The 22,909-nt window shown below is 69.8% G+C and carries 24 protein-coding genes and 1 tRNA gene; 15 read left to right on the plus strand and 10 right to left on the minus strand.

The features are described 5' to 3' along the window. Positions 1-2: 2 nt before the first annotated feature. Together ACXJ1Y_RS12500 and aroQ are read right to left on the minus strand one after the other, a co-directional pair. A complete protein-coding gene (locus tag ACXJ1Y_RS12500) occupies positions 3-701 on the minus strand; it encodes an orotate phosphoribosyltransferase (RefSeq protein WP_463846582.1) in 699 nt (232 codons plus the stop codon). 59 nt (positions 702-760) lie between these two features. Continuing rightward, the gene (gene aroQ / locus ACXJ1Y_RS12505) at positions 761-1,219 is read right to left on the minus strand and encodes a type II 3-dehydroquinate dehydratase (protein WP_463846583.1); all 459 of its coding nucleotides are present in this window, start codon (positions 1,217-1,219) and stop codon (positions 761-763) included. Positions 1,220-1,356: 137 nt separating this feature from the next. On the opposite strand from aroQ, the gene ACXJ1Y_RS12510 reads away from it, so the two are divergent. The 5 genes from ACXJ1Y_RS12510 (at position 1,357) to fixJ (ending at position 6,678) form a co-directional block, all read left to right on the plus strand. Next, complete coding sequence (locus tag ACXJ1Y_RS12510; protein WP_463846584.1) at positions 1,357-2,202, plus strand: 3-oxoadipate:acetyl-CoA acetyltransferase; 846 nt, start codon at positions 1,357-1,359, stop codon at positions 2,200-2,202. A gap of 46 nt (positions 2,203-2,248) precedes the next feature. Further along, positions 2,249-2,322: transfer RNA gene (locus ACXJ1Y_RS12515), tRNA-Gly, on the plus strand. A gap of 169 nt (positions 2,323-2,491) precedes the next feature. After that, complete coding sequence (locus ACXJ1Y_RS12520; protein ID WP_463846585.1) at positions 2,492-4,381, plus strand: heavy metal translocating P-type ATPase; 1,890 nt, start codon at positions 2,492-2,494, stop codon at positions 4,379-4,381. A 148-nt stretch (positions 4,382-4,529) separates the two neighbouring features. Next, a complete protein-coding gene (locus tag ACXJ1Y_RS12525; RefSeq protein ID WP_463846586.1) occupies positions 4,530-6,080 on the plus strand; it encodes a PAS domain-containing sensor histidine kinase in 1,551 nt (516 codons plus the stop codon). Then, positions 6,070-6,678 (plus strand): response regulator FixJ, encoded by a 609-nt coding sequence (fixJ, locus tag ACXJ1Y_RS12530; RefSeq protein ID WP_463846587.1) that lies wholly within the window; start codon positions 6,070-6,072, stop codon positions 6,676-6,678. Before ACXJ1Y_RS12525 ends, fixJ begins: the two co-directional genes overlap by 11 nt. 74 nt (positions 6,679-6,752) lie before the next feature. Here the strand turns inward: fixJ and ACXJ1Y_RS12535 are convergent, their stop codons facing one another. Then, entirely contained in the window at positions 6,753-7,070 is a 318-nt protein-coding gene (locus ACXJ1Y_RS12535; RefSeq protein WP_463846588.1) for a phasin family protein, read from the minus strand. 198 nt (positions 7,071-7,268) lie between these two features. Between ACXJ1Y_RS12535 and ACXJ1Y_RS12540 the strand changes: the two genes are divergently transcribed. The 3 genes from ACXJ1Y_RS12540 to ACXJ1Y_RS12550 all read left to right on the plus strand — a co-directional run bounded on the left by ACXJ1Y_RS12540 (position 7,269) and on the right by ACXJ1Y_RS12550 (position 9,213). Next, positions 7,269-7,961 carry a helix-turn-helix domain-containing protein gene (locus ACXJ1Y_RS12540; protein ID WP_463846589.1) on the plus strand — a complete coding sequence of 231 codons (693 nt, stop codon included), beginning with the start codon at positions 7,269-7,271 and terminating at the stop codon, positions 7,959-7,961. Positions 7,962-8,062: 101 nt separating this feature from the next. After that, positions 8,063-8,878 (plus strand): universal stress protein, encoded by an 816-nt coding sequence (locus ACXJ1Y_RS12545; RefSeq protein WP_463846590.1) that lies wholly within the window; start codon positions 8,063-8,065, stop codon positions 8,876-8,878. Then, positions 8,878-9,213 carry a c-type cytochrome gene (locus tag ACXJ1Y_RS12550; RefSeq protein ID WP_463846591.1) on the plus strand — a complete coding sequence of 112 codons (336 nt, stop codon included), beginning with the start codon at positions 8,878-8,880 and terminating at the stop codon, positions 9,211-9,213. Before ACXJ1Y_RS12545 ends, ACXJ1Y_RS12550 begins: the two co-directional genes overlap by 1 nt. Before the next feature lie 57 nt (positions 9,214-9,270). On the opposite strand, the gene ACXJ1Y_RS12555 is transcribed toward ACXJ1Y_RS12550, so the two are convergent. Continuing rightward, entirely contained in the window at positions 9,271-10,077 is an 807-nt protein-coding gene (locus ACXJ1Y_RS12555; RefSeq protein WP_463846592.1) for a universal stress protein, read from the minus strand. A gap of 65 nt (positions 10,078-10,142) precedes the next feature. Next, positions 10,143-10,544 carry a BON domain-containing protein gene (locus tag ACXJ1Y_RS12560; protein ID WP_463846593.1) on the minus strand — a complete coding sequence of 134 codons (402 nt, stop codon included), beginning with the start codon at positions 10,542-10,544 and terminating at the stop codon, positions 10,143-10,145. A 191-nt stretch (positions 10,545-10,735) separates the two neighbouring features. Between ACXJ1Y_RS12560 and ACXJ1Y_RS12565 the strand changes: the two genes are divergently transcribed. After that, positions 10,736-10,975, plus strand: coding sequence for a biotin attachment protein (locus ACXJ1Y_RS12565; protein WP_463846594.1), 240 nt, complete (start codon positions 10,736-10,738; stop codon positions 10,973-10,975). A 153-nt stretch (positions 10,976-11,128) separates the two neighbouring features. Then, positions 11,129-11,947 carry a universal stress protein gene (locus ACXJ1Y_RS12570; protein WP_463846595.1) on the plus strand — a complete coding sequence of 273 codons (819 nt, stop codon included), beginning with the start codon at positions 11,129-11,131 and terminating at the stop codon, positions 11,945-11,947. 40 nt (positions 11,948-11,987) lie between these two features. Here the strand turns inward: ACXJ1Y_RS12570 and ACXJ1Y_RS12575 are convergent, their stop codons facing one another. Then, positions 11,988-12,551, minus strand: a complete 564-nt coding sequence (locus ACXJ1Y_RS12575) for a chemotaxis protein CheB (RefSeq protein ID WP_463846596.1) — start codon at positions 12,549-12,551, stop codon at positions 11,988-11,990. Between the two features lie 364 nt (positions 12,552-12,915). On the opposite strand from ACXJ1Y_RS12575, the gene ACXJ1Y_RS12580 reads away from it, so the two are divergent. The 4 genes from ACXJ1Y_RS12580 to ACXJ1Y_RS12595 all read left to right on the plus strand — a co-directional run bounded on the left by ACXJ1Y_RS12580 (position 12,916) and on the right by ACXJ1Y_RS12595 (position 18,401). Then, entirely contained in the window at positions 12,916-14,145 is a 1,230-nt protein-coding gene (locus ACXJ1Y_RS12580; protein WP_463846597.1) for an NRAMP family divalent metal transporter, read from the plus strand. 155 nt (positions 14,146-14,300) lie between these two features. Beyond that, complete coding sequence (locus ACXJ1Y_RS12585) at positions 14,301-14,588, plus strand: MTH1187 family thiamine-binding protein (RefSeq protein WP_463846598.1); 288 nt, start codon at positions 14,301-14,303, stop codon at positions 14,586-14,588. 78 nt (positions 14,589-14,666) lie between these two features. Beyond that, positions 14,667-16,982, plus strand: coding sequence for an FdhF/YdeP family oxidoreductase (locus tag ACXJ1Y_RS12590; protein ID WP_463846599.1), 2,316 nt, complete (start codon positions 14,667-14,669; stop codon positions 16,980-16,982). A 54-nt stretch (positions 16,983-17,036) separates the two neighbouring features. Further along, positions 17,037-18,401 (plus strand): pentapeptide repeat-containing protein, encoded by a 1,365-nt coding sequence (locus ACXJ1Y_RS12595; protein ID WP_463846600.1) that lies wholly within the window; start codon positions 17,037-17,039, stop codon positions 18,399-18,401. Between the two features lie 3 nt (positions 18,402-18,404). Here the strand turns inward: ACXJ1Y_RS12595 and ACXJ1Y_RS12600 are convergent, their stop codons facing one another. Both ACXJ1Y_RS12600 and selA read right to left on the minus strand, forming a co-directional pair. Beyond that, positions 18,405-18,875: a MarR family winged helix-turn-helix transcriptional regulator gene (locus ACXJ1Y_RS12600; protein WP_463846601.1), complete on the minus strand. Its 471-nt coding sequence runs from the start codon at positions 18,873-18,875 to the stop codon at positions 18,405-18,407. A gap of 156 nt (positions 18,876-19,031) precedes the next feature. Further along, complete coding sequence (selA, locus tag ACXJ1Y_RS12605) at positions 19,032-20,435, minus strand: L-seryl-tRNA(Sec) selenium transferase (RefSeq protein ID WP_463846602.1); 1,404 nt, start codon at positions 20,433-20,435, stop codon at positions 19,032-19,034. Between the two features lie 130 nt (positions 20,436-20,565). Between selA and ACXJ1Y_RS12610 the strand changes: the two genes are divergently transcribed. Next, positions 20,566-20,904: a hypothetical protein gene (locus tag ACXJ1Y_RS12610; protein WP_463846603.1), complete on the plus strand. Its 339-nt coding sequence runs from the start codon at positions 20,566-20,568 to the stop codon at positions 20,902-20,904. Here the strand turns inward: ACXJ1Y_RS12610 and ACXJ1Y_RS12615 are convergent. Both ACXJ1Y_RS12615 and ACXJ1Y_RS12620 read right to left on the minus strand, forming a co-directional pair. Continuing rightward, positions 20,865-21,905: an ABC transporter ATP-binding protein gene (locus ACXJ1Y_RS12615; protein WP_463846604.1), complete on the minus strand. Its 1,041-nt coding sequence runs from the start codon at positions 21,903-21,905 to the stop codon at positions 20,865-20,867. The genes ACXJ1Y_RS12610 and ACXJ1Y_RS12615 overlap by 40 nt on opposite strands. After that, a complete protein-coding gene (locus ACXJ1Y_RS12620; protein WP_463846605.1) occupies positions 21,902-22,900 on the minus strand; it encodes an ABC transporter ATP-binding protein in 999 nt (332 codons plus the stop codon). The genes ACXJ1Y_RS12615 and ACXJ1Y_RS12620 overlap by 4 nt, the downstream gene beginning before the upstream one ends. Between the last annotated feature and the right edge of the window lie 9 nt (positions 22,901-22,909).

Below are 22,909 nucleotides of genomic sequence, written 5' to 3' on the forward strand. Positions count from 1 at the left end.
GCTCAGCCCTGACCGAAGGCGGAGATGCCGCCATGGGCGGAGGACCACGTCGCCGGTTCGTGCAGGAAGCTCTCCACCTCCTTGAGCGTCGCGGGGTCGAAGGTGCCCATCTCCTTGGCGACTTCGAGCACGTCCCACCACGTGGTGAGCGCGTGCATTGTGAGGCCGTTCTCCTTCAGCAGGTCATCGCTGTCGGGGAAGATGTCGTAGTAGAACAGCACGAAGCAGTGATCGACCACCGCGCCCGCGTCGCGCAGGGCCGAACAGAAGTTGATCTTGCTGCGCCCGTCCGTCGCCAGATCCTCGACCAGCAGGGTCTTGGCGCCTTCGACGACTTCGCCCTCGATCCGCGCGTTGCGGCCGAAGCCCTTGGCCTTCTTGCGCACGTACTGCATCGGCAGGCCGAGCCGGTCGGCGATCCAGGCGGCGAAGGGGATGCCGGCGGTCTCGCCGCCCGCGATATGCGTCAGCGACTCGTAGCCGATCTCCTGCACGATGGTCGCCACCGCGAAGTCGGTCAGCGCCGAGCGCAGGCGGGGGAAGGAGATGATCTTCCGGCAATCGGTATAAACCGGGCTCGCCCAGCCGGAGGTGAACTTGAAGGGCTCGCCCTTGTAGAAATGGACGGCCTCGATCTCCAGGAACATCTTCGCCGCCTCGCGGGCGATCAGCTTCCGGTCGATCGGCAAGTAGGAAGTCATGTCACGGCTTTCGGGGAGAGCGGATTTAAGGGGTTTCCTCAGGCCATCGGCAGCGTGCGTCAACCCTTCTCCGACCCTGTGCCCGCGCGCAGATGCGCGAGGTGGCGGATCGCCAGGGCGTAGCCGTGGATGCCGAAGCCCGCGAGGACGGCGGTGGCGGCCTTCGAGACGTAGGAATGGTGCCGGAATTCCTCCCGGCGATGCACGTTGGAGATGTGGCACTCGATCACCGGCACCTCGCAGGCGTTGAGCGCATCGAGGATCGCCACCGACGTATGGGTGTAGGCGCCGGCATTGATGACGATGCCGGCGCATCCGACGCGGAACGCATGGATCGCCTCGATCAGGACGTGCTCGGCATTGCTCTGGCGGCATTCGGCCGTCAGCCCGAACCCGGCGGCGGTGGCCCGGCACAGATCCTCGACGTCGCGCAGCGTCGCGCAGCCGTAGATCTCCGGCTGGCGTTGGCCGAGCAGGTTGAGGTTCGGCCCGTTCAGGACCAGCACCGTGTCGTCCATCCCAATCCCCTTCGCCCCCAAGCGAGAGGTGCAACGATCCCGGCGGCGACTCAAGCCCGGGTGACGCTCTTCTGTCGTGCCGATGCAGGCGCTATCACCCCCCGGGGGCGGGACCGATCAGGGAGAGGAGACGCGCGATGGCGGCAAACGGGAACGACGCGCCGGTGGTGATCGCGGTGGCGATCACGGGGTCCGTGCCCCGCAAGAAGGACAACCCCGCCGTGCCGACCACCGTCGCGGAGCAGATCGAGTCGACGCAGCAGGCCTTCGAGGCCGGCGCGACCCTCGCCCACATCCATGTGCGCAACGACGACGAGAGCCCGTCCTCCGACCCCGATAAATTCGCCGCCGTGCAGGAGGGCCTGCGCCGGCATTGCCCCGGCATGATCGTCCAGTTCTCGACGGGCGGGCGCGGACGCGATCCGGCGGCGCGGGGCCTCTCGCTGAAGCACCGGCCGGACATGGCCTCGCTCTCGACGGGTTCGGTGAACTTCCCGACCATCGTCTACGAGAATGCCGCGAGCTTGGTCACCGACCTCGCCACGCAGATGAAGCAGAACGGCGTCCGCCCCGAGATCGAGATCTTCGACCTGTCGCACCTGCACGGGGCCAAGCGCCTGATCGAGGCGGGGCTGATGGACGAGCGTCCGCACGTTCAGTTCGTGATGGGCGTGCAGAACGCCATGCCGGCGGAGGAGCATCTCCTCGAAATCCTGCTCAACGAGTGCCGCCGCACCCTGCCGAAGGCGACCTGGACGGCCGCCGGTATCGGCCGCAACCAAGCGGTGGTGATGGACTGGGCGCTGGCGCGCGGGGCGGATGCGGTGCGCACCGGCCTCGAGGACAACATCCGCGTCACCAGGGACCGGCTGGCGGCGAGCAACGCCGAGTTGGTGAGCCTCGCGGCCGAGGCGGTCGCCCGCCACGGACGGCGCGTCGCGACACCTGCGGAGGCCCGTGCCGCGCTCGGTCTTACAACCTGAAGCCCGCCTTCTCAGGCGGCGGCCGCCATGCTAGACGAGCCGTCGCGCGGGTGTAGCTCAATGGTAGAGCAGCAGCCTTCCAAGCTGAATACCCGGGTTCGATTCCCGGTACCCGCTCCAGCTTCCCCTCATCGGTATCGGCAGTCCTGCCGCCTGACGCCCGCAGGCGCTTGGCGAGACCTTGCCCCTCTCCGCCAGCCTGATGATCGTGGGTTGATTTACCGCAAGGCCCCTCGAACGGACTGAGTCCAAACCGAGACCTGCAAGCCGGCTGAGGGCGATCCCGACCATGACGACGGCGGCCCTGAGCCCGACCGAGACGGAGCGGCCGGCCTACGACGGCTGGATGCCGCGGCTGCGGGGATGGTTCGCGGTGCTGCCGCTGATCGGCCTCTGCACGGGTCTGGCGGCACAGGCGTCGGGTCATCCCGAAGCCGCCGCATGGGCATGGACACTCGCGACCCTGGTGGTCCTCGTTCTCCTGGCGTCGCAGGTGGTGACGAGCCTCGCGCACGGCGACATCGGGCTCGACCTCGTCGCCCTGCTCGCGATGGGCGGCGCGCTCGCCCTGTCGCAGCCGTTGGCCGGGGCCGTCATCGCCTTGATGTACGCCGGCGGCCAGTCGCTGGAAGCCTACGCGGCCGGCCGGGCCGGGCGGGCGATGACGGCGCTGATCGCGCGCCAGCCGCGAACCGCCCTGCGCGAGGAAGACGGGACGTGGCAGGAGGTGCCCCTCGGGGCCCTGCTTCCAGGAGACCACATCCTGGTCCGCGTCGGCGATGTCCTGCCGGTGGATGGCCGGGTCGCCGCCGGTCGCGCCATTCTCGACCGGTCGAGCCTCACCGGCGAGGCGCTACCGGTCGCCTTCGGGGTGAACGATCCCGTGCTCAGCGGCACCGTGAACGCGGGCGAGCCGTTCACCCTGGTCGCGGAGCGGCTCGCGGCCGAGAGCACGTATGCCGGCATCGTCCGGCTCGTCGAGGCGGCGCGGTCTCAGAAGGCTCCGATGGCGCGCTTGGCCGACCGCTACGGGCTGGCCTTCCTCGTCCTCACGCTCTCGCTGGCCGGAAGCGCCTGGATCGCGACGGGCGACCCGATCCGGGCGCTGGCCGTCTTGGTCGTGGCGACGCCCTGCCCACTGATCCTGGCCGTGCCCGTCGCCCTCGTCTCGGGCCTCTCGCGTGCGGCCGGCATCGGCGTCCTCGTCAAGGGTGGCGGGGCTCTGGAGATGCTGGCCAAGGTCCGCGTCCTGGTGATCGACAAGACCGGCACGCTGACCCACGGCACCGCCCGGCTCGTCTCGACGGGCGTTCTCGGTTCCCTCGACGAGGGCGAAGTCCTGCGTCTCGCGGCGTCCCTCGACCAAGCCTCCGGCCATCCGGTGGCGCGGGCCCTGGTCGAGGCGGCGCGGGCACGAGGTCTGGCCCTCTCGCAGCCGGCGATGGTCGCGGAGTTTCCCGGCGAGGGTGTGACCGGCAACGTGGAGGGGCGGCCCGTTCTCGTCGGAGGGCCGCGCCTGATGACGGCCCACGACGTTCTCTTCCCGCCGGCTGACGGGGTCGGAGACGCCACGGCGGCCGTCGCGACGGTGCTCGTCGCCATCGACGGCACACCGGCCGCCAGACTGGAATTCGCCGATCCCCTGCGGGCGGACGGCGGAAACACCCTCGCGGCGCTGCGTGCGTGCGGCATCGAGCGGGTGGTGCTCGCCACCGGAGACCGGCGCGCCGTCGCGGAGGCGCTGGTGGCCGGCCTGCCCGTCGATGCCGTGGCCGCCGACCTCGATCCGGCGGGCAAGACGGACACCGTGGCGGCCGAGCGTCGGAACGGTCCCGTGATGATGGTGGGAGACGGGGTCAACGACGCGCCCGCCCTGGCGGCCGCCGACCTCGGCGTGGCCTTGGGCGCGCGCGGTGCGGCGGCGGCGGCCGAGGCGGCGGATGTCGTCCTGCTGATCGACAGCCTCGCTCCGCTGCCCCAGGCCATTCGGATCGCCAAGCGCGCCCGCGCCATCGCGCTCCAAAGCGTGTGGGTCGGCCTCGGGCTGTCGGTCGCCGGCATGGTCGCGGCGGCGCTGGGCTACCTCACCCCCCTCCGAGGGGCGCTGCTGCAGGAAGCCATCGACGTCGCCGTGATCCTCAACGCCATGCGCGCGCTCGGCGGCCCCCGTGGCGGGTAGCCCCTCCGCCCAGTCCCAGGGTCTGACGAAGCCCCATCCAGCCGCCGGCGCGCGTCGCTTTGTGCCAAGCGGTTCCGCGCAGTCCGTGCTGTTCGCCGGGCGCACCACGGAGTAGCATCGTCGACGCGCTTCGTCTGGGGTGAAAACGATGACGAGCCCCATCGACGCGCCCAGCCTGGACCCTGCCGGCGACGGCACATCGACCGTCGATGAACTGCGGCAGACCCTCGACGACGTCGGCGTCTGCATCTGGTCGCTCGACATCCCAACGGGCCGGGTCTCGGTCACGCCGACCTGCGCCCGCCTCTTCGGGGTTCCGCCGGAGAGCCTGACCAGCTTCGCCGCGACCCAGGTGCTGGTGCATCCCGACGACCGTCAGGCGAGGTCCGACGCGATCCAGCGCGCCTTGCGGGAGGGCGGCGGCTACGAGGTCGATTACCGCGTGATGCGGCCGGCCGGGCCGACCTGCTGGCTGCGCTCCCGTGGGCGTGTGCAGCTCGGCCCCGATGGGCGACCGATCCGGCATCGCGGCGTCGTGTACAGTATCCACGAGCAGAAGCAGGCGGAGGCCGACCTCCGGGCCCGCCACGCCCACCTGCGCTCGATCCTCGACACCGTGCCCGAGGCGATGGTCGTCATCGACGAGGCCGGCCTCATCCACTCTTTCAGCGCCGCCGCCGAACGCCTGTTCGGCTACCCGGCCGGGCAGGCGGTCGGACGGAACGTCCACATCCTGATGCCGGAGCCGATGCGTCACGAACACGACGGCTACCTCGATCATTACCGTCGGACGCGGGAGAGGCGCATCATCGGGACCAACCGGATCGTGACGGGCCGACGGGCCGACGGTTCGACATTCCCGATGGAGATCGCCATCGGCGAGATGCGCTCGGGCGAGCAGGTGTTCTTCACCGGCTTCGTCAACGATTTGACGGAGTATCAGAAAACCCAGGCCCGGCTCGACGAACTCCAGTCCGAACTCGTCCACGTCTCGCGCCTGAGCGCCATGGGCGAAATGGCCTCGGCCCTGGCGCACGAATTGAACCAGCCGCTCGGCGCCATCGCCAACTACACCAAGGGCTGCCGTCGCCTGCTCGAAAGGGCCGGGCCGGAGGCCATCGCCCGGTCGATCGAGGTTCTGGACAAGACCGCCGAGCAAGCCCTGCGGGCCGGCCAGATCATTCGCCGCCTTCGGGAGTTCGTGACCCGCGGCGAGACGGAGCGGAGGCTGGAGCCGGTCTCGCGGCTGATCGAGGAGGCGAGCGCCCTGGCCCTCGTCGGCGCCCGGGAGCAGGGCGTCGTCGCCCACATCCGGGTGGCCCCTGGCCTGAAGGCGGCGCTGGCCGACAGGGTTCAGGTCCAGCAGGTCCTCGTCAACCTCATGCGGAACGCGCGCGAGGCCATGCAGCGGAGCGAACGCCGCGAGATGACGGTCGAGGCCCATGCGCTCTCCTCGGACCTCATCGAGATCGCGGTGTCGGACACGGGTCCGGGCATCTCGGACGAGGTGGCCGACCGGCTCTTCCAGCCCTTCGTCACCACGAAGGCGAGCGGGATGGGCGTCGGCCTCTCGATCTGCCGCACCATCATCGAGGCACATGGCGGGCGGCTGACGGTGGAGCGCAACGGAGCTGGCGGGGCCACCTTCCGCCTGACGCTGGCGACCGCCTCCGCGGGAGATCCCACCGATGGGCCATAGCCTCGTGCACGTCGTGGACGACGACCCCGCCATGCGGGACTCGCTCGGCTTCCTCCTCGACACCGAGGGCTTCGGCGTCCGGCTCTACGCCGATGGCGCCGACCTGCTCGCCGGGCTCGGGCCGGTCGCGGAGGGCTGCGTCCTGACCGACATCAGGATGCCCGGCATCGACGGCCTGGAACTGCTCCGCCGGTTGCGGGCGACCGGCCACGAGCTACCGGTGGTGATGATGACGGGACACGGGGACGTGTCGCTGGCCGTGGCGGCCATGAAGCTCGGGGCCTGCGACTTCATCGAGAAGCCATTCGACGACACGACGCTGATCCAGGCGCTGCGCACCGCCCTGGAGCGCGGCGGCCCGGCGGAGTCGACCGACCCCGCCCTTCGGGAGTTCGTGCGGCGCGTGGCCACGCTGAGCCAGCGGGAGCGGCAGGTGCTCGACCATCTGGTCGCCGGCGAGAGCAGCAAGGATATGGGCCGCGCGCTCGACATCAGCCCGCGGACCGTCGAGATCTACCGGGCCAAGCTCATGGCCAAGACCCAGGCGGCCAGCCTGCAGGAACTGGTGCGCTGGGCGGTCTTGGCGAGGCTGGCCTGACCGGACACATCCAGGCCGTTCGACGCATCCTCGCCGTCCGCGTCAGGGTCTGAGGAATCCCCGACGCGGCTCGGTCAGGCCGCCCTTGGGAAGGTCGTCTCGGTCACGTTCTGCGACAGCGTGGCGGCCTCGTCGCGGTAGTCGGACACGCCCTTGGTCACGAACGCCGTCTGAAGCGACACCGCGTCCTTGAGCGAGCCGCATTGGGCCAGCGCCGCGAGGTGGTCCGCCTGCGCCTGGAGGCGTCGTCCCGTGAAGCGCACGGTCTCGGCCGCGAGGCGCAGCGGCAGGCCGAAGATGACGGTGTGCCAGGCATTCAGGCCTTTCCCGAACGTCTCGACCGGGTCGATGGAAGACTGGGCGTGGGGATGCGTCGTCTGTCCGGAATTCATGGGGATCTCCGTGTTATGCGGTATCCGCCATCGTCTACCATGCCGCCAATATAACATTGATCCAGATCATGCCTTCCAATTGGCGCAGGTGGTTACGTAGTTGCCCTTAAGCGAAATCTCTTAAGAGAGCGGCCGGACTGTCGTTCGCCGGGTCGCGCGACAACTCTACCTCAGCCGACACGGGTGAGGAGCGACGCGATGAGCCTGGAAGATCCGCCGTCGATACCAGTCCACGCGGTGAGAAGCCGTTCTCCCCTCGCCTATGGCCCGCCCATCACCCCGCTGTTCGCGGGCTGCCCCGAGGTCATCGGAACGCCCTTCGCCTACGGCCGCGAGGAGGAGATCTACGGCGAGGGCGAGGAGGCCGAGCTCGTGTACAGGGTGGTGAGTGGCGCGGCCCGTACCCACAAGGTGCTGAGCGACGGCCGGCGACAGATCACCGGCTTCCACCTGCCCGGCGACCTGTTCGGGTTCGAGCAGGGCGAAACCCACCGCCACACCGCCGAGGCGATCTCCGACACCAGGGTCCTGATCTTCAGGCGCCGGCAGGTCGAGCGCGCCGCCACCGTCAGCGCCGAGGTCGCCTGCCTGCTCTGGGGCATGGCCACGAACGACCTGCGGCACGCCCAGGACCACATGCTGCTGCTCGGGCGCCGCTCCGCGGCGGAGCGCGTCGCGACCTTCCTCATGGAGGTGGACGAGCGCCTGGGCGGCACCGGCATCTTCGCCCTGCCGATGACCAGACGCGACATCGCCGATTTCCTCGGTCTGACCATCGAGACCGTCTCGCGCACCCTGTCGCAGCTGGAGGAGGACGGGGCCCTGGAACGGGTCGGCGGCCGCCACGTCAGCCTGCACCGCGCCCGGCTCCAGCACGTGGTGGAACACTGACCGGGTCACGCCGATGGCGTTGAGGTGGATCAAGGTCGTCCCTGCGGACAAGGGCCAGTGTCCCTCCATCGCGCCGACAGGCCCGGGCATCGGAGGCGGTCATGCGGATCTCGAACATCATGGTCTCGGTCGACCTGGGGGCAGCAGCCTCGGACCGCGTCCGGCTGGCGGCGGGCCTCGCGGAGCGGTTCGGGGCCAAGCTGACCGGCGTCGCCGCACGCCCGGTCCTCGGCCCCATGCCGGTCGGCGACATGCTGGAAGTCGAACGCGTCTGGGCCATCGAGGAGCGCCTGACGGACGAACAGCTCGCGGCGGCCAAGGCGCTGTTCGAGCGCCGGGCCGGGCAGGCGCCCCGGACGGACTGGCGCTCCGCCCCCACCGGCCCGCTGACCTACCTCGGGTCGCAGGCGCGCATCGCCGACCTCGTGGTCGTCGGCCGGCAGGGTCCGGCGGACGGTGATCCCGGCCCGATGGCAGTGCCTACCGGCGCGCTCCTGATGCAGGTGGGACGTCCGGTGCTCGTCGTCCCGCCGGGCATCGAGCACCTTTCGGCCAAGCGGGTCGTGGTCGCCTGGAAGGACACGCCCGAGGCACGCCGCGTCCTCCAGGACGCTCTCCCGTTCCTGGGCCATGCCGAGCAGGTCTGCGTGGTGGCGGTGGGGCCGGACGCGCAGCACGCGGGCGCCGAGGGCGCGGCCGAGTACCTGGCCGGGCACGGGATCGAAGCCACGACGCACCTGCTGCGCAAGCCGGAGATCGGCGCCGCGGACGAGATCCTCCGGTTCGCCCAACGGGAGGACGCGGACCTCATCGTGATGGGCGCCTACGGACATAGCCGACTGCGCGAGTGGGTCTTCGGCGGCGCCACCCGCGACATCCTGCAAACGACCACCGTCTGCTGCCTGATGAGCCATTGATGCGCCCGGCCACCCCCGCGCCCGCGAGCGCCCTCGCGCTGCTGTCCATCCTGATCGCCACCGGGTCCGCCGGTGCCTGGGACCGGCAGGTCAAGGAAGGCGAGACCCTTGCCAGGACCAACTGTGCCCGCTGCCACGCCATCGGGCGTGCCGGGGCGAGCCCGCTGCGTGACGCACCGCCCTTCCGCGAGTTGCACACGCGCTACCCGGTGGAAGACCTCAGCGAAGCCCTGGCCGAGGGCATCCGCACCGGCCACCCGAGCATGCCCGAGTTCCGTTTCGACCCCGATCAGGCCGAAGCCCTGATCGCCTACCTGAAATCGCTGGAACGCTGAGAAGGCAGGCGCCAGGACGGCCGAACGGCAGAATGGCGGCACGGCCGCCGGCCCATATCAGTGGCTCATCAGGCAGCAGATGGGGGCGCCGGCCAGCAGGTCGCGCGAGACGCCGCCGAAGGTCCATTCCCGCAGCCGGCCGTGACCGTACCCACCCGTGACGATCAGATCCGCGCCGTGTTCGGCGGCCGCCTCGACCAGCGCCCGGGCGACGGATGCGCCCTGGGCATCGCGACGGACGCGGATGGCGTGGACGCTGTGAGCCTGAAGCAGGCGAAGGGTGTCCTGCCCGTCGCCGCCCGCCGTGTCCTCGACGGAGACGATGATCACCTCGGCCGCCCGCTTCAGGAACGGCAGGGAGTCGCTCACGGCGCGGCGTGCCTCACGGGTGTCCTTCCAGCCGACCACGATGCGCTGGGCGCCCACATGGTCGATCCCCGGAGGGACGACGAGCACCGGCCTGCCCAGGCTCATCAGGGCATCGCCCGGATCGACCGCCAGGGCCGAGGCGCCGCCGCCTCTGCCCCCGACGACCACCAAGTCGGCGGCGGCGGCCTGCGCGATCAGGAAGGGGAGCGGGAAGTCGAGGGTCGAGCGCCATTCGATCCGGTCGCACGCCCCCGCGGCATCCCTGAAGCGCGTATGGGCCCGTGTGAGATCCTTCAGCACCTCTTCCCGGATCGAGGGGGCGCCGTAGACCCCGCCCGGCGTCGGGCCGGCTGGAGCCCAGCTGTAATCCGGCATCTCGGCCGCGACGCCGATGAGGCGGGCGTGGAAGTCGTCGGCGAGACGTGCGGCCAAGCGGACGCGGTCATGCGCCGGCTCGCCGAGGTCGACCGCGACCATGATGTTCGTGAGGATCATCGAGGATCTCCTTAAGGAGCGGGCGCGGGACCGCGGGGGGCGATCGCCGCCCTCGCCGTCGCGCCTCAAGCCAGGGTCAGCCGGTCGTCGACGACGCGCACTCCCGGCGCCGACCACGCGGCGTTCTCGGCCAGCCCGCGTTCGTGCCAAGCGTTCACCTTGCCCTCCAGCGTGATCTTCGCGTCCGCCTCCAACTTGGCGTTGCGCTTGAGCGCGGCCATGATCTTCGCCCGAATCTCAGACACGCTCGCCTTGGGGCTCACCTCGACCTTGTCGATGATGCCGGCGACCACGCCGCGCACCGTCCGGACTGCCTTCTCGGCGGCGACCCGCTGCGCGCAGGTCCCGACATGTCCGGTCAGAGTGACGAGGCCCTTGTCGACCGCGACGCCGATATGCGCCGCATCGATGCTCGGCTCGAAGTCGAGCTCGTCGATGACGTTCTGGCGGATCAGCCTGTCGTTCATCTCGGTCTCCTCGGATGAGGACCGGCCATGCCCGGCGAGAGGCGACGCTAGGCGCCGCAGACCTTGGGACATTGATTCAGCGCAAAGGCCGTCCCGGCCGCATCGAGTGATCCAGATCAACGCGGCCCCTCACCCGCCGGTCTCTCCTTCCCCGGTGTTCCTGGGCCAGTGCCCAGTCACGGGAGGCGATCATGGCCGACATCCACGTAGCCGAAGACCTCTGGTCCACGGGCATGTTTCCCGAGGGCGTCCTGGAGCGATGGCTCGTCCCTGACGGGGCGCGTGTCCGGGTGGGGGAAGCCGTCGCCGCCGTGCGCATCGGCGAGGCCCTGCACGACATCGCGTCCCCCGCCGAGGGCCGTCTGGCGGTTCTGGCGCCCATCAACGAGGTGGTCGATCCCGGCTGCATCATCGCCGAGGTCCACGCCTGACAGCCGGGACGCATCCCGTGTCCCGCGTCGACCCGGCCGCCGGTTCTACGAGGGTTTCACGGCCGGGCCCGGCGGGCTTGAGGCAGATCAAGGCCGCACCGTCGGGATGCCCGCAACGTCGCCCTTGGGAATCCCGGTTCTTGGGAGGTCACCATGTCGTATGCCAGTATCATGGTCGCGGTCGATGACGGCCTGCACGCCCCGGCGCGGGTGCGTCTCGCCGCCGATCTCGCGCACCGTCTCGGCGCGCGCCTCGTCGGGGCCGCCGCGTGCATGCCGGACTACCCACGCGGCTACGGCGAGACCGCCGTGCCGATGGGCATGGTCATCGAACAGATCCGTCAGGCGGCGCTGAACCGGCTCGCGGGCGTCGAGCAGGTGTTCCGCCATGCCTCCTGCCTGAACGACCGGGTCGTCTGGCGCTCGGACCTCGTTTCCCCGGTCCTGTTCATCGAAAGCCAGTCGCGGGTCGCGGACCTCGTCGTGGTCGCCCGCTACGCGGATGACGAGGGGGTGACGGTCGGCATGGCCGTCGATGCCGGCGACGTCCTGATGGGACTGGGCAAACCCGTCCTCGTGGTCCCGCCCGGCATCGAGCACCTGGAGGGGCGGCGCGTGCTGGTCGGCTGGAAGAACACCCCCCAGACACGCCGGGTCGTGTCGGACGCCATGCCGCTGCTCAGGCGCGCCCAGGAGGTTCAGGTGTTCCGCGTCTCGGACGGGGAGGATCGTGCCGAGGTCGAGGACGTCGTGCGCTACCTGGCGCTGCACGACGTCAACGCGACGGCGCACGTGTCCAAGCCCTCGGGCTGGCCGATCGCAGAGGACGTGCGAAAGGCTGCGCTCGACTTCGACGCCGACCTGATCGTGACGGGCGCCTACGGCTACAGCCGCATGCGCGAATGGTTCTTCGGCGGGGTCACGCGGGATCTGCTGGAGCAGGCGCCCGTCTGCTGCCTGCTGTCCCACTGATGTCCGTTTGGGGACGTGGGGGTCCGCCTTGGCGACACCGTCAATCGCTGGACAAGCAGTGCGCGACGATCCGCTCGGCCAGTCGGGCGATTGGGAGGGGTGCCTCCGGGTGATCGAGCCTGAGCGCGGCCATGGGCATCTCGGGGTATTCGGCCTCGGCGAGATCTTGCACGAGGCCAAGGCCACCGCGTGCCGTGATGGCGCGTATGCCCTCGGCCCCGTCGCTATTGCCGCCGCTGAGCACGATCCCGACGACGCGCTCGCCGTAGGCGACGGCCGCCGAGACGAAGAGCGGATCGGCAGCCGGGCGGGTGAAATGAACCTTCGGGCCGTGATCCAGCCGGATCACGCCACCTTGCAACCGCATGTGACGGTCGGGCGGCGCGATGTAGATGCGGCCGCGCTCGATCGCCTGTCCGTGCCGGGCGAAGGCTGCCGGGAGACTGCCCCATGCGCTGAGGAGATCGGGGAGACGACTTGGGTTCGCCCCGATGTGCTGGACCACGAACACGGAGGCGCGGAGGCTGGACGGCAGCACTGAAACGATCCGTCGGAGCGGATCGAGGCCCCCCGCTGAGGCGGCGATGACGATGATGGCGCCCATTTCGATGCAACAATCATCGGAGAGAGCGTAAGTTCGTCGCATCCGGGATTATGTTTCGCATGAACCGTCGGCGAAGCTATCGCGAGCCGAAGGGCCTGCCCGGCGACGGCCGTCTTCGATCTCCCCGCGAGCAAACTCTCAAGGCGACTGAAACCCGGAACCGATGTCCCTCATCCCCGATCTGCAAAGGCGCTGCCCGAATGCGGGTGACACAGGGTCCGTCACTGAACCGCCCGGACATTCTCCGGACACACCCGACGGACTAGCCGGCCTCCCCGGTTCCGCTCAGGACCCAACTCATCCGGCCGGCCGGATGAGGACTTCATCCAGCGAAGCGCCTCGCACGTCACCGTCCGCCATCGGCATGCTCCGCCGGCTCGGGCCCGGCCTCATCACCGGGGCCGCTGACGACGACCCGAGCGGCATTGCCACCTACTCTCAGGTCGGTGCGCAGTTCGGCTACGGGCTCGCCTGGACCATGCTGTTCAGCCTGCCCTTCATGATCGTGATCCAGGAGATTAGCGGCCGCATCGGCTGCGTGACCGGCCGCGGCATCGCGGCGAACTTGCGGCGCCACTATCCGCCCTGGCTCGTGCGCTCCATCGTGCTGCTGCTGCTCGTGGCCAACGTCGTCAATCTCGGCGCGGACCTCGGCGCCATGGGCGCCGCGCTCACCCTTCTGCTGGGCGGCAATCCCAAGCTCTACACCATCGGCTTCGGCATCCTGTGTGTCGTCGCGGAGATCTTCATCCCCTACGCCCCCTATGCGGGCGTCCTCAAATGGCTGACGCTGACCCTCTTCGCGTATGTCGCCGTGGTGTTCACCGTGCACGTGCCGTGGGACGAGGCCCTGTTCGCAACCCTCGTCCCGCACCTGCGCTTCGATGCCGTCAGCGCGACGGCCATGGTGGCGGTCCTCGGGACCACGATCAGCCCTTACCTGTTCTTCTGGCAGTCGGCGCTGGAGGTCGAGGACCTGAACAGACGCGGTGTCCGTCCGCTCTGCCGCACGCCCCGGGAGGCCGGCCCGCAATTCGCGCGCATCCGCACCGACACGGTGGTCGGGATGGGTGTCTCGAACGTCGTGGCCATCTTCATCATCTTCGCCACCGCCGCGACGCTGCACGCGAACGGGGTCACGGACATCCAGACCTCGGCCCAGGCCGCCGAAGCCTTGCGGCCGATCGCCGGCGTCTTCACCTTCGCGCTGTTCGCCCTCGGCATTCTCGGGACGGGACTTCTGGCGGTGCCGGTCCTGGCCGGATCGGCCGCCTACGCCCTCGCGGAGACCTTCCAGTGGAGCGAGGGCCTCGACCGCCGTCTGCGGCAGGCCAAGGCCTTCTACGCGACGCTCTCGGTGGCGACCCTGGCCGGTGTCGCCCTGAACTTCACCGCGCTCGATCCGGTCAAGGCGCTGTACTGGGCCGCCGTGGTCAACGGCATCCTCGCGGCGCCGGTCATGGCCGCGCTGATGCTCGTCGCCAGCAATGGCCGCCTCATGGGGCGGCTCAGTCTCTCGACGCCGATGCGCGTCGGCGGCTGGCTGGCCACCGCGATCATGGTCATCGCAAGTATCGGTTTCTTCGCCCTGTGACCGGAACCCGGACAATGCGTGGGTCGTGCCTCGGCTTGCACGCCGACATGGAATGTCTGAACGCCTCGTGGTTCCTACTGGGTCAACCTCAGTTGGATGGCGCCTGCCTTCGCGTATAGGCTTGGTGCGCGCGTGAGGAAGCCGAGGATCCGCCCATGAAGGTGTCAGCCGACCTGTGCATCGTGCCGATGGGTGTCGGCCCGTCGGTGTCGCCCTATGTCCGCGAAATCAAAGCGATCATCGAGGCGAGCGGGCTCGATGCCACGATGCATCCGAACGGCACCAACATCGACGGCGAACTCTCCGACATCTGCGCGCTCGCCGAGAGATGCGAAGCGCGGCTCGCCGAGCTCGGCGTGCAGCGGACGTTCTTCACGCTGATCTTCTCGACCCGGCGGGACAAGGTGCAGACCATGGCCGACAAGCTCGCCGCCGTGTCCTGATCCCTGCGGCCGTCTGACTTTGATCGTTACGGCGTCTGCCGCGTTCACGCAGCAACGATGGTGTGGCGGGAGACGGTCATGGACCAAGCAGGCAGCCAGGACGACCGGGCCCGGAAGGTCACAATCGAACCCTACGACGGGCCTGCCGGCGGGTGGGGCTCGGCGCGCTCGCTCCTCGAGATCCTGACCCGGGAAGGCGTGCCGATCACCGGCACGGCGCTGCTCACCAAGCAGAACAAGCCCGGCGGCTTCATGTGTACGTCCTGCGCCTGGGCGAAGCCGGCCAAGCCGCTGGCCTTCGAGTATTGCGAGAACGGCGCGAAGGCGACGGCCTGGGAGCAGACCCGCCGCCGCGCGACCCCCGACCTCTTCGCCGCGCATACGGTGAGCGAGCTTCTGACGTGGAGCGATTACGCCCTCGAGGAAGCCGGGCGCCTCACGCACCCGATGCGCTACGATCCGGCCACCGACCGCTACCGCCCCTGCACCTGGGAGGACGCCTATGCCGAGATCGGCCGCGAGCTGAAGGCGCTCGAACCGAAATCGGTGGTGTTCTACGCCTCCGGCCGGGCCTCGCTGGAATCGAGCTACATGTGGGCGCTGCTCGCCCGGCTCTACGGCAACAACAACCTCCCCGATTCCTCGAACATGTGCCACGAGCCGACCTCGGTGGCGCTGCCGCAATCCATCGGCTCGCCGGTCGGCACGGTGCGACTGGAGGATTTCGAGGAAACCGACCTGCTCTTCTTCTTCGGGCAGAATGTCGGCTCGAACTCGCCGCGGATGCTCCATCCGCTGCAGGAAGCCCGCAAGCGCGGCGCCTCGATCATCACCTTCAACCCGCTCAAGGAGCGGGGCCTGGAGCGCTTCACCGATCCGCAATCCCCCGTGGAGATGCTGACGCGGTCCTCGACGCAAATCTCGACCCAGTACCATCAGGTGAAGGCGGGCGGGGACCTCGCCGCCATCACCGGCCTGTGCAAGGCGCTGTTCGCCGCCGACCGTCACGCGCGGGCCGCCGGGAAGCCGGGGGTTCTCGATCACGCCTTCATCGCTGAGCACACGCACGGTTTGGAGGCGTTCGAGCAATTCTGCGATGAGCAGGAATGGCCCGCGCTGGAAAAGCGCTCCGGCCTCAGCCGCACCGCCCTGGAGGGCGCCGCCACGGTCTATGCCCGCGCGAAGGCGACGATCGGCATCTACGGGATGGGGCTGACCCAGCATCGGCGGGGCACCGAGACGGTGCGCATGCTCGCCAACCTGCTCCTGCTGCGCGGCAACATCGGCAAGCCCGGCGCCGGCATCTGCCCGGTGCGCGGCCATTCGAACGTCCAGGGCCAGCGGACGGTCGGCATCACCGAGAAGCCGGAACTGGCGCCCAACGACAAGCTGCGCGAGCTCTACAATTTCGAGCCGCCGCAGGAGAAGGGCCTCAACACGGTGGAAGCCTGCGAGGGCGTCCTCGACGGCAGCGTCCGCGCCTTCATCGGGCTCGGCGGCAACTTCCTGCGGGCGGTGCCGGATACGGGCGTGATGGAGCCGGCGTGGCGCAAGCAGCGCCTGACGGTGCAGGTCGCGACCAAGCTCAACCGCTCCCACCTCGTGAACGGCGAGGTCGCCTACCTCCTGCCCTGCCTCGGCCGGATCGAGATCGACCGGCAGGCCACCGGGCCGCAGGCGGTCTCGATGGAGGATTCCACCGCGCGCTTCCACGGTTCGAAGGGCGCCGCCGATCCGGTGAGCCCGCAACTGCGGTCCGAGCCCGCCATCATCGCCGGGATCGCCAAGGCGACCCTGCCGCCGAACCCGCGCATCGACTGGAACGCCTGGGTCGGCGACTACTCCCTCGTGCGCAAGGCCATCGAGGCGACCTATCCCACCGTCTTCCACGACCTGAACGGGCGGATGTTCGATCCGGGCGGCCTCGCCAAGCCCCTCCCCGCCCGCGAGCGGCGCTGGGAAACCGAGAACGGCAAGGCGAATTTCGTGGTGCCCGGCGGCCTGGAGGCCGACCCGGATCTCCCCGAGCGCAGCGGCGATATCCTCGACCTCATCACCCTGCGGTCGAACGACCAGTTCAACACCACGATCTACGGCTACCACGACCGCTTCCGGGGCATCGACGGCACCCGCGACGTGCTGTTCATGAACCGCGCGGACATCGCCCGCCTCGGCCTGCGGGATGGGGAGAAAGCCGCCGTCGAGACGGTGAGCGACGACGGGGTGAACCGGCGGCTCGGGGGCCTGAGGGTCGTGGCCTACGACATCCCGGAGGGGAATTGCGGCGGCTACTACCCCGAGATGAACGTGCTGATCCCCCTCTGGCACTACGATGCCCAGAGCAAGACGCCCGCCGCCAAGTCGATTGCCGTGAAGGTGATCGCAGAAGCGTGAGCGCCGCAGGCCGGGAGGCTGGCGCCCGGCGCCGGCCTCCGGCATGGATCGGCCATGAACGACACGACACAGGTCGCGGGCGCCCCCGTGCCGGATCAGCGGATGCGCGATTTCCTCGACCGGCTGGGCCGCACCGAACCCCTCGCCGCGCCGGGCCTCGATCTCGCGCGCCTCGATTGCGGCCGCGATGCGCTGTCCGCGCAGGGTGACGACGCCCCCTGGCGCGACGCCGAGAGCGGCGGCCTCGCGCTCACGGGCGCTGACCTTTCGCGGGCGCGGCTGGACGATGCCGATCTCAGCGGCGCGAACCTGCGCCGGGCGAAGCTCGCCGGGGCGGTCGGGCGCTCGGCGCGCTTCACCGGGGCGATCCTCGAAGAGGCGGACCTTACCGAAAGTGACCTCTCCGGCGCGGATTTCACCCATGTCGTCGCCGGGCAGATCAGCCTGTCGCAGGCGATGCTGGAGGATGCGCGCTTCGGCGGTGCGGCGATGCGCTTCGCCGACTTCTCCGAGGCGCTGCTGGACGGGGCCGACTTCACCCGCGCCGACCTGTGGGGCACCGATTTCACCGGGGCAGACGCGGACGACACCGTGTTCCGCGACGCGCGGCTCGACGAGGCCAAGCTCAAGGACGCCAACCTGACCCATGCGGATTTCGAGGGCGCCAGCCTGACGAAGGCGGTGCTGACGGGATCGCGCCTGCGCGGGGCATCCTTCACCGGGGCGAAGCTCGACGGGGCCGATTTCTCCGGCACCGACCTGTCGGACACGAACCTCGTTCGCCTCAACCTCGCGACCTGCCGGCTGACGCACGCCCGGTTTTCCGGCGCGTGGCTCAACGGCACCCGGATGCATGTCGAGCAGCTTGGCGGCGCCGTGGGCGAGGAGGTGGCGGGCGACTTTGCCGCCGCCCAGGCGAGCTACCTCGCCCTCGAACAGAACTGGAAGAGTATCGGCGATCAGGACGGGGCGAGTTGGGCCTACAAACGCGGCCGCCGGATGGGCCGCCACCATGCCGGCGCGCAGGCCAAGGCGTCCTGGGCCGCGCGGAACTGGCGAGGCGTGACCCGCCACGGCTATCGCTGGATCGCCGACCGCTTCGTGGAATGGCTGTGCGATTACGGCGAGAGCCTGTCGCGCATCGCCCGCGCCTTCGTCCTGCTGATCGGCGTCTTCGCCGTGCTCTACGGAATGACCGGCGGGCTCATCATCCTCGAAGGTCCCGAGGCCGGGCCGACCTACAACCCCCTCGACCTCATGAGCTACAGCGCCCTCAACATGATGACGGCGAACCCGCCGGAGATCGGCCTGAAGCCCACGGGCCGCGTCACCAACCTCCTCGTCGGCCTCGAAGGCGCGGTCGGGATCATCCTGATGGGTCTGTTCGGCTTCGTCCTCGGCAACCGCCTGCGGCGGTGAGGCTCACTCGGGCGCGCCGAGGCGGTCGATCACCAGATTGAGGTCCCGGCGCAGGTTGCGGATCTCGGGCTCGCTCATTTCGAGCTGGCACATCACCGTCTCGCGCACGGTGGCGGCCTCCACCCGCAGCTCCCGGCCCTGATCCGTCAGGCCGATCTCGACCTCGCGCTCGTCGCTCTGCCGCCGGGTGCGCCGCAGGAAGCCCGCGCTTTCGAGGCGCTTGAGCACGGGGGTGAGCGTCCCGGAATCGAGGCGCAGGCGCCGGCCGATCTCGGAGACGGTCACGCCGTCCTGCTCCCACAGGACGAGGAGCACGAGATATTGCGGGTAGGTGAGGCCCAGCCGTTCGAGCAGCGGCCGGTACGACTTCGTCATCCGGTGCGCGGCAGCGTAGAGCGCGTAGCAAAGCTGGTTGTCGAGGCGCAGCGACTCCGCGACGGACGGATGGTCGATCGTCTCTGCCGTGTCCGCCATCGTGAACGCTCGTCCAATACTCTACGTCGGCCGTTCCGCCCGGCGTCGCGCCGACTGCATCGACAGCTTTAGCACATTGCCGGGAAATCGCATGCGTGGGCCGGACGCATGAGAGATTTCGCACCGCATCATTCGCGGAAGGTGCAGATATCAGGCCTACAACGCCGCAAGGCTATCCAGGAAGCCCCGTTCGTCCTCCAGGGTGCGTAGATCGAGCAGGACTGTATCATCCTTGATCCGTCCGATGATCGGTACGGGCGCGCCGCGTAGTCTCTCGGCGAGGCGGCGGCAGCGGCCTCCCGTGCCGCGCGAGCGGCCCTCCGCCTCCGGCGTCAGGACCAGGGCGGCGCTGGGCAGGGTTTCGACCGGCAGGGCGCCGGAGCCGATCTGGCTCATCGTCTCCGCGACCGCCACGCCGGCGCGGCCCTTCAGACGCTCCGCGACCTCGGGGGCGAGGCGTTCGGCCTGCGCGGCGATGTCCGCCCGCTCCCGGGTGAGCAGGCGCAGGGTCGGCAATTCCTCGCGCAGCCGCTCCGGGTGGAGGTAGAGGCGCAGCACCGCCTCCAGGGCCGCGTAGGTCATCTTGTCGACCCGCAGGGCGCGCTTGAGCGGGCTCTTGCGGATGCGCGCGAGGAGATCCTTCCGCCCGGCGACGATCCCGCATTGCACCGCGCCGAGGAGCTTGTCGCCGCTGAAGGTCACGACATCGGCCCGCGACAGGGCTGCGCTCACGGTCGGCTCCGGGGGGAGGCCGTAGGCGGCGAGGTCGATCAGGCTTCCGCTGCCGAGATCCTCCGCCAGCGGCACGCCGCGCTCGCGGCACAGGGCGTGGAGCGCGTCCGGATCGGGCTGGGCGGTGAACCCGCTGATGGCGTAGTTGCTCGGATGCACCTTCATCGCGAGGCCGGTGGCGGGGCCCATCGCCTCCGCGAAGTCGCGCAGATGCGTGCGGTTGGTGGTGCCGACCTCCCGCAGCTTGCAGCCGGCGCGGACCATCACGTCCGGCACGCGGAAGGACCCGCCGATCTCCACGAGTTCGCCGCGCGAGACCACCACCTCCTTGCGCATCGCGAGCGCGTTCAGCACCAGCAGCACGGCGGCGGCGTTGTTGTTCACGACGATGGCCGCCTCGGCCCCGGTGATCCGGCAGATCAGCCGCTCGATATGGTCGTCGCGCTCCCCCCGCTGCCCGGTGGCGAGGTCGAATTCGAGGTTCGTCGCCTGAACCATCACCGCCGTGACGGCCTCCGCCGCCGAGCGCGGCAGCAGGGCGCGGCCGAGATTGGTGTGCAGCACCGTGCCGGTCAGGTTGAAGACCGGCCGCAGGGACGGTCGCCGCTCGGCCGCCAGCGCCTCGCCGCAGCGGGCGAGGATCGCCGCCTCGTCCCCCGCCGAGGCCTCGCCGGAGCGGATCCGCGCGAGTTCGCCCCGAATCGCATCCGTCACGGCGCTACGTCCGAAGGATTCGGCGAGGGATTGCCCCTCCGGGTGGGCGAGCAGCCTCTCGACAGAGGGAATCCGGCGCTTCTCCGGCGCGGCGACTTGGAGAACGTGCGTCATCGGGCAAGGACATAATGGGTCCGCCGGAGGACGCCAGGGCGCCGCGCCCATCGGCCACTTTTCTCCCGTTCCGATTTCCGACCAGATCGCCCTGCACACGCAGGTTGAAACAACCGGAGGAGACCGTTCCGTGAAGAAGACCGCCCTCGGCCGAGCTTCGGCTCTCGCCCTCGTCCTCCTCGGCGCGGGCTACGGCGCCGCCCAGGCCGAGACGATCACCAAGAACCGCTTCGGCTGCCACGCGCAGGAAGTGACCGAGCGCCTGTTCCAGCTCGTCCAGGCGGGCGACGAGGGCGGCTTCGGCCAGCTCCTGCAGGCGAGCCTCGCCTCGGGCGAGTGCCGGAACTGGAAGACCGGCGAGGAGGTGACGATGCAGAACCGCACGATGGGCTATGCCTGCCTCCTCCCCAAGGAGGGCGGGAGCAAGTGCTACTGGACGCCGCTCAGCGCCATCGAAGGCGACAAGTGACCCCTCGCCTCCCCGCCTGACGCCTCGTTGAGGTGGCAGGCGGCGAAGTGGCCGCGGCCCACGGGGTCGAGCGTGGGCACCTCCGTGCGGCAGCGGTCGAAGGCGTAGGGACAACGGGTGTGGAAGCGGCACCCGGGCGGCGGGGCGATGGGGCTCGGCACATCGCCCTTGAGGACGATGCGGGTGCGCGCCGCCCCCGGCTCCGGCACGGGCACCGCCGAGAGCAGCGCCTGCGTGTAGGGGTGCTTCGGCGCCGTGAAGAGTTCCCGGCGCGGCCCGATCTCGACGATCTTGCCAAGATACATCACCGCCACCCGGTGGGTCATGTGCTCCACGATGGCGAGGTCGTGCGAGATGAACAGCAGGGCGAGGTTGAGCTCGCGCTGCAAGTCGCCGAGCAGGTTGACGATCTGCGCCTTCACCGAGACGTCGAGCGCCGAGACCGCCTCATCGCAGATGATGAGGTCCGGCTCGGCCGCCAGCGCGCGGGCGATGCCGATGCGCTGACGCTGGCCGCCGGAGAACTCGTGCGGGTAACGCCCCAGCGCCTCGCGCGGCAGGCCGACCCGCTCCATCAGGGCCGCGAGGCGGCTTTCCATGTCCGCCCTGTTCCGGGCGAGGCCGAAATTGCGGATCGGCTCGGACAGGATCGCCCGCACCCGCATGCGCGGGTTGAGGGACGAGAACGGGTCCTGGAACACCATCTGGATGCGGCGGCGCAGGGGCCGCAGCGCCCCGTCCGACATCTCGTCGATCCGCGTGCCGCCGAGGACGACCTGCCCCGCCGTGGGCCGGTAGAGGCGCATCAGCGCCTTGGCGACCGTCGACTTGCCGCAGCCGGATTCACCCACGAGCGAGAGGGTCTCCCCCCGCGCCACGGTGAAGGACAGGCCGTCCACCGCCTTGAGCACCTTCTTGTCGCGGCCGAACAGGCCGCCGCCGAGGGCGAAATGCTTCTTGAGGTCGTTGACCTCCAGCAGGGTCTGAGGGGTGCCGCTCATGCCGCGAGCGCGTCCTTCGGCGCGAAATGACAGGCGGCGAGATGCGCCGGCCCCTTGCGTTCGAGGGCGGGGGCCGCCGTTCGGCAGATCTCCGCGACCTGCGGGCAGCGCCCGGCGAAGACGCAGCCCTCGATGCGGGTCTTCAGGCTCGGCACCATGCCGGGGATCTCGGCGAGGCGCCCGGTCTCGCCGTGCTCGGCGGAGCCGAGGCGGGGCACCGCCCCCATCAGGCCGCGCGTGTAGGGATGGCGCGGATTGCGGAACAGGTCCGTCACCGCCGCCTCCTCCACCTTGCGGCCCGCATACATGACGACCACCCGGTCCGCGACCTCGGCCACCACCCCGAGATCGTGGGTGATGAGCATGATCGCCGCGCCGACCCGGCGCTTCAGGTCGCGCATCAGGTCGAGGATCTGCGCCTGGATCGTCACGTCGAGGGCCGTGGTCGGTTCGTCGGCGATGAGGAGCTTCGGTGAGCAGGCGAGCGCGATGGCGATCATCACCCGCTGCCGCATGCCGCCGGAAAGCTGGTGCGGATATTCCCGCACCCGCCGCTTCGGCTCGGGGATGCCGACCAGCGTCAGCATCTCCACCGCCCGCTCCTCCGTCTGCGCCCGGCTGAGACCCTGGTGCAGGCGCAGGGTCTCGCCGATCTGCCGCCCGACCGTGAGGACGGGGTTCAGGCTCGTCATCGGCTCCTGGAAGATCACGCTGATGTCGTTGCCGCGGATCTTGCGCATCTCCTTGTCGGAGAGGTCGAGCAGGTTCGTGCCCTGGAAGCGGATCGCCCCCGCGATGGCCGCCGGAGGCTCCGGCAGGAGCCGCAGGATGGACATCGAGGTCACGGACTTGCCGCAGCCGGATTCACCCACGATGGCCAGCGTCTCGCCCGCGCCGATGGCGAAGGACACGCCGTCCACCGCCCGGTTCACCCCGTCGGGGGTGCGGAAATGGACCTGAAGGTTCTCGATGGAGAGGAGCGGTGCCTCGTTCATGCGCTGCAC

Source organism: Methylobacterium sp. TK26 (assembly GCF_055361565.1).

Coding starts and splice junctions, on each gene's coding strand:
- ACXJ1Y_RS12615 (WP_463846604.1), bottom strand. CDS start 21,905: ATGAGCGGCACCCCTCAGACCCTGCTGGAGGTCAACGACCTCAAGAAG.
- ACXJ1Y_RS12590 (WP_463846599.1), top strand. CDS start 14,667: ATGGACCAAGCAGGCAGCCAGGACGACCGGGCCCGGAAGGTCACAATC.
- ACXJ1Y_RS12550 (WP_463846591.1), top strand. CDS start 8,878: ATGCGCCCGGCCACCCCCGCGCCCGCGAGCGCCCTCGCGCTGCTGTCC.
- ACXJ1Y_RS12575 (WP_463846596.1), bottom strand. CDS start 12,551: ATGGGCGCCATCATCGTCATCGCCGCCTCAGCGGGGGGCCTCGATCCG.
- fixJ (WP_463846587.1), top strand. CDS start 6,070: ATGGGCCATAGCCTCGTGCACGTCGTGGACGACGACCCCGCCATGCGG.
- ACXJ1Y_RS12595 (WP_463846600.1), top strand. CDS start 17,037: ATGAACGACACGACACAGGTCGCGGGCGCCCCCGTGCCGGATCAGCGG.
- ACXJ1Y_RS12535 (WP_463846588.1), bottom strand. CDS start 7,070: ATGAATTCCGGACAGACGACGCATCCCCACGCCCAGTCTTCCATCGAC.
- ACXJ1Y_RS12580 (WP_463846597.1), top strand. CDS start 12,916: ATGCTCCGCCGGCTCGGGCCCGGCCTCATCACCGGGGCCGCTGACGAC.
- ACXJ1Y_RS12560 (WP_463846593.1), bottom strand. CDS start 10,544: ATGAACGACAGGCTGATCCGCCAGAACGTCATCGACGAGCTCGACTTC.
- ACXJ1Y_RS12570 (WP_463846595.1), top strand. CDS start 11,129: ATGTCGTATGCCAGTATCATGGTCGCGGTCGATGACGGCCTGCACGCC.
- ACXJ1Y_RS12565 (WP_463846594.1), top strand. CDS start 10,736: ATGGCCGACATCCACGTAGCCGAAGACCTCTGGTCCACGGGCATGTTT.
- ACXJ1Y_RS12525 (WP_463846586.1), top strand. CDS start 4,530: ATGACGAGCCCCATCGACGCGCCCAGCCTGGACCCTGCCGGCGACGGC.
- selA (WP_463846602.1), bottom strand. CDS start 20,435: ATGACGCACGTTCTCCAAGTCGCCGCGCCGGAGAAGCGCCGGATTCCC.
- ACXJ1Y_RS12540 (WP_463846589.1), top strand. CDS start 7,269: ATGAGCCTGGAAGATCCGCCGTCGATACCAGTCCACGCGGTGAGAAGC.
- aroQ (WP_463846583.1), bottom strand. CDS start 1,219: ATGGACGACACGGTGCTGGTCCTGAACGGGCCGAACCTCAACCTGCTC.
- ACXJ1Y_RS12620 (WP_463846605.1), bottom strand. CDS start 22,900: ATGAACGAGGCACCGCTCCTCTCCATCGAGAACCTTCAGGTCCATTTC.
- ACXJ1Y_RS12600 (WP_463846601.1), bottom strand. CDS start 18,875: ATGGCGGACACGGCAGAGACGATCGACCATCCGTCCGTCGCGGAGTCG.
- ACXJ1Y_RS12520 (WP_463846585.1), top strand. CDS start 2,492: ATGACGACGGCGGCCCTGAGCCCGACCGAGACGGAGCGGCCGGCCTAC.
- ACXJ1Y_RS12500 (WP_463846582.1), bottom strand. CDS start 701: ATGACTTCCTACTTGCCGATCGACCGGAAGCTGATCGCCCGCGAGGCG.
- ACXJ1Y_RS12545 (WP_463846590.1), top strand. CDS start 8,063: ATGCGGATCTCGAACATCATGGTCTCGGTCGACCTGGGGGCAGCAGCC.
- ACXJ1Y_RS12555 (WP_463846592.1), bottom strand. CDS start 10,077: ATGATCCTCACGAACATCATGGTCGCGGTCGACCTCGGCGAGCCGGCG.
- ACXJ1Y_RS12510 (WP_463846584.1), top strand. CDS start 1,357: ATGGCGGCAAACGGGAACGACGCGCCGGTGGTGATCGCGGTGGCGATC.
- ACXJ1Y_RS12585 (WP_463846598.1), top strand. CDS start 14,301: ATGAAGGTGTCAGCCGACCTGTGCATCGTGCCGATGGGTGTCGGCCCG.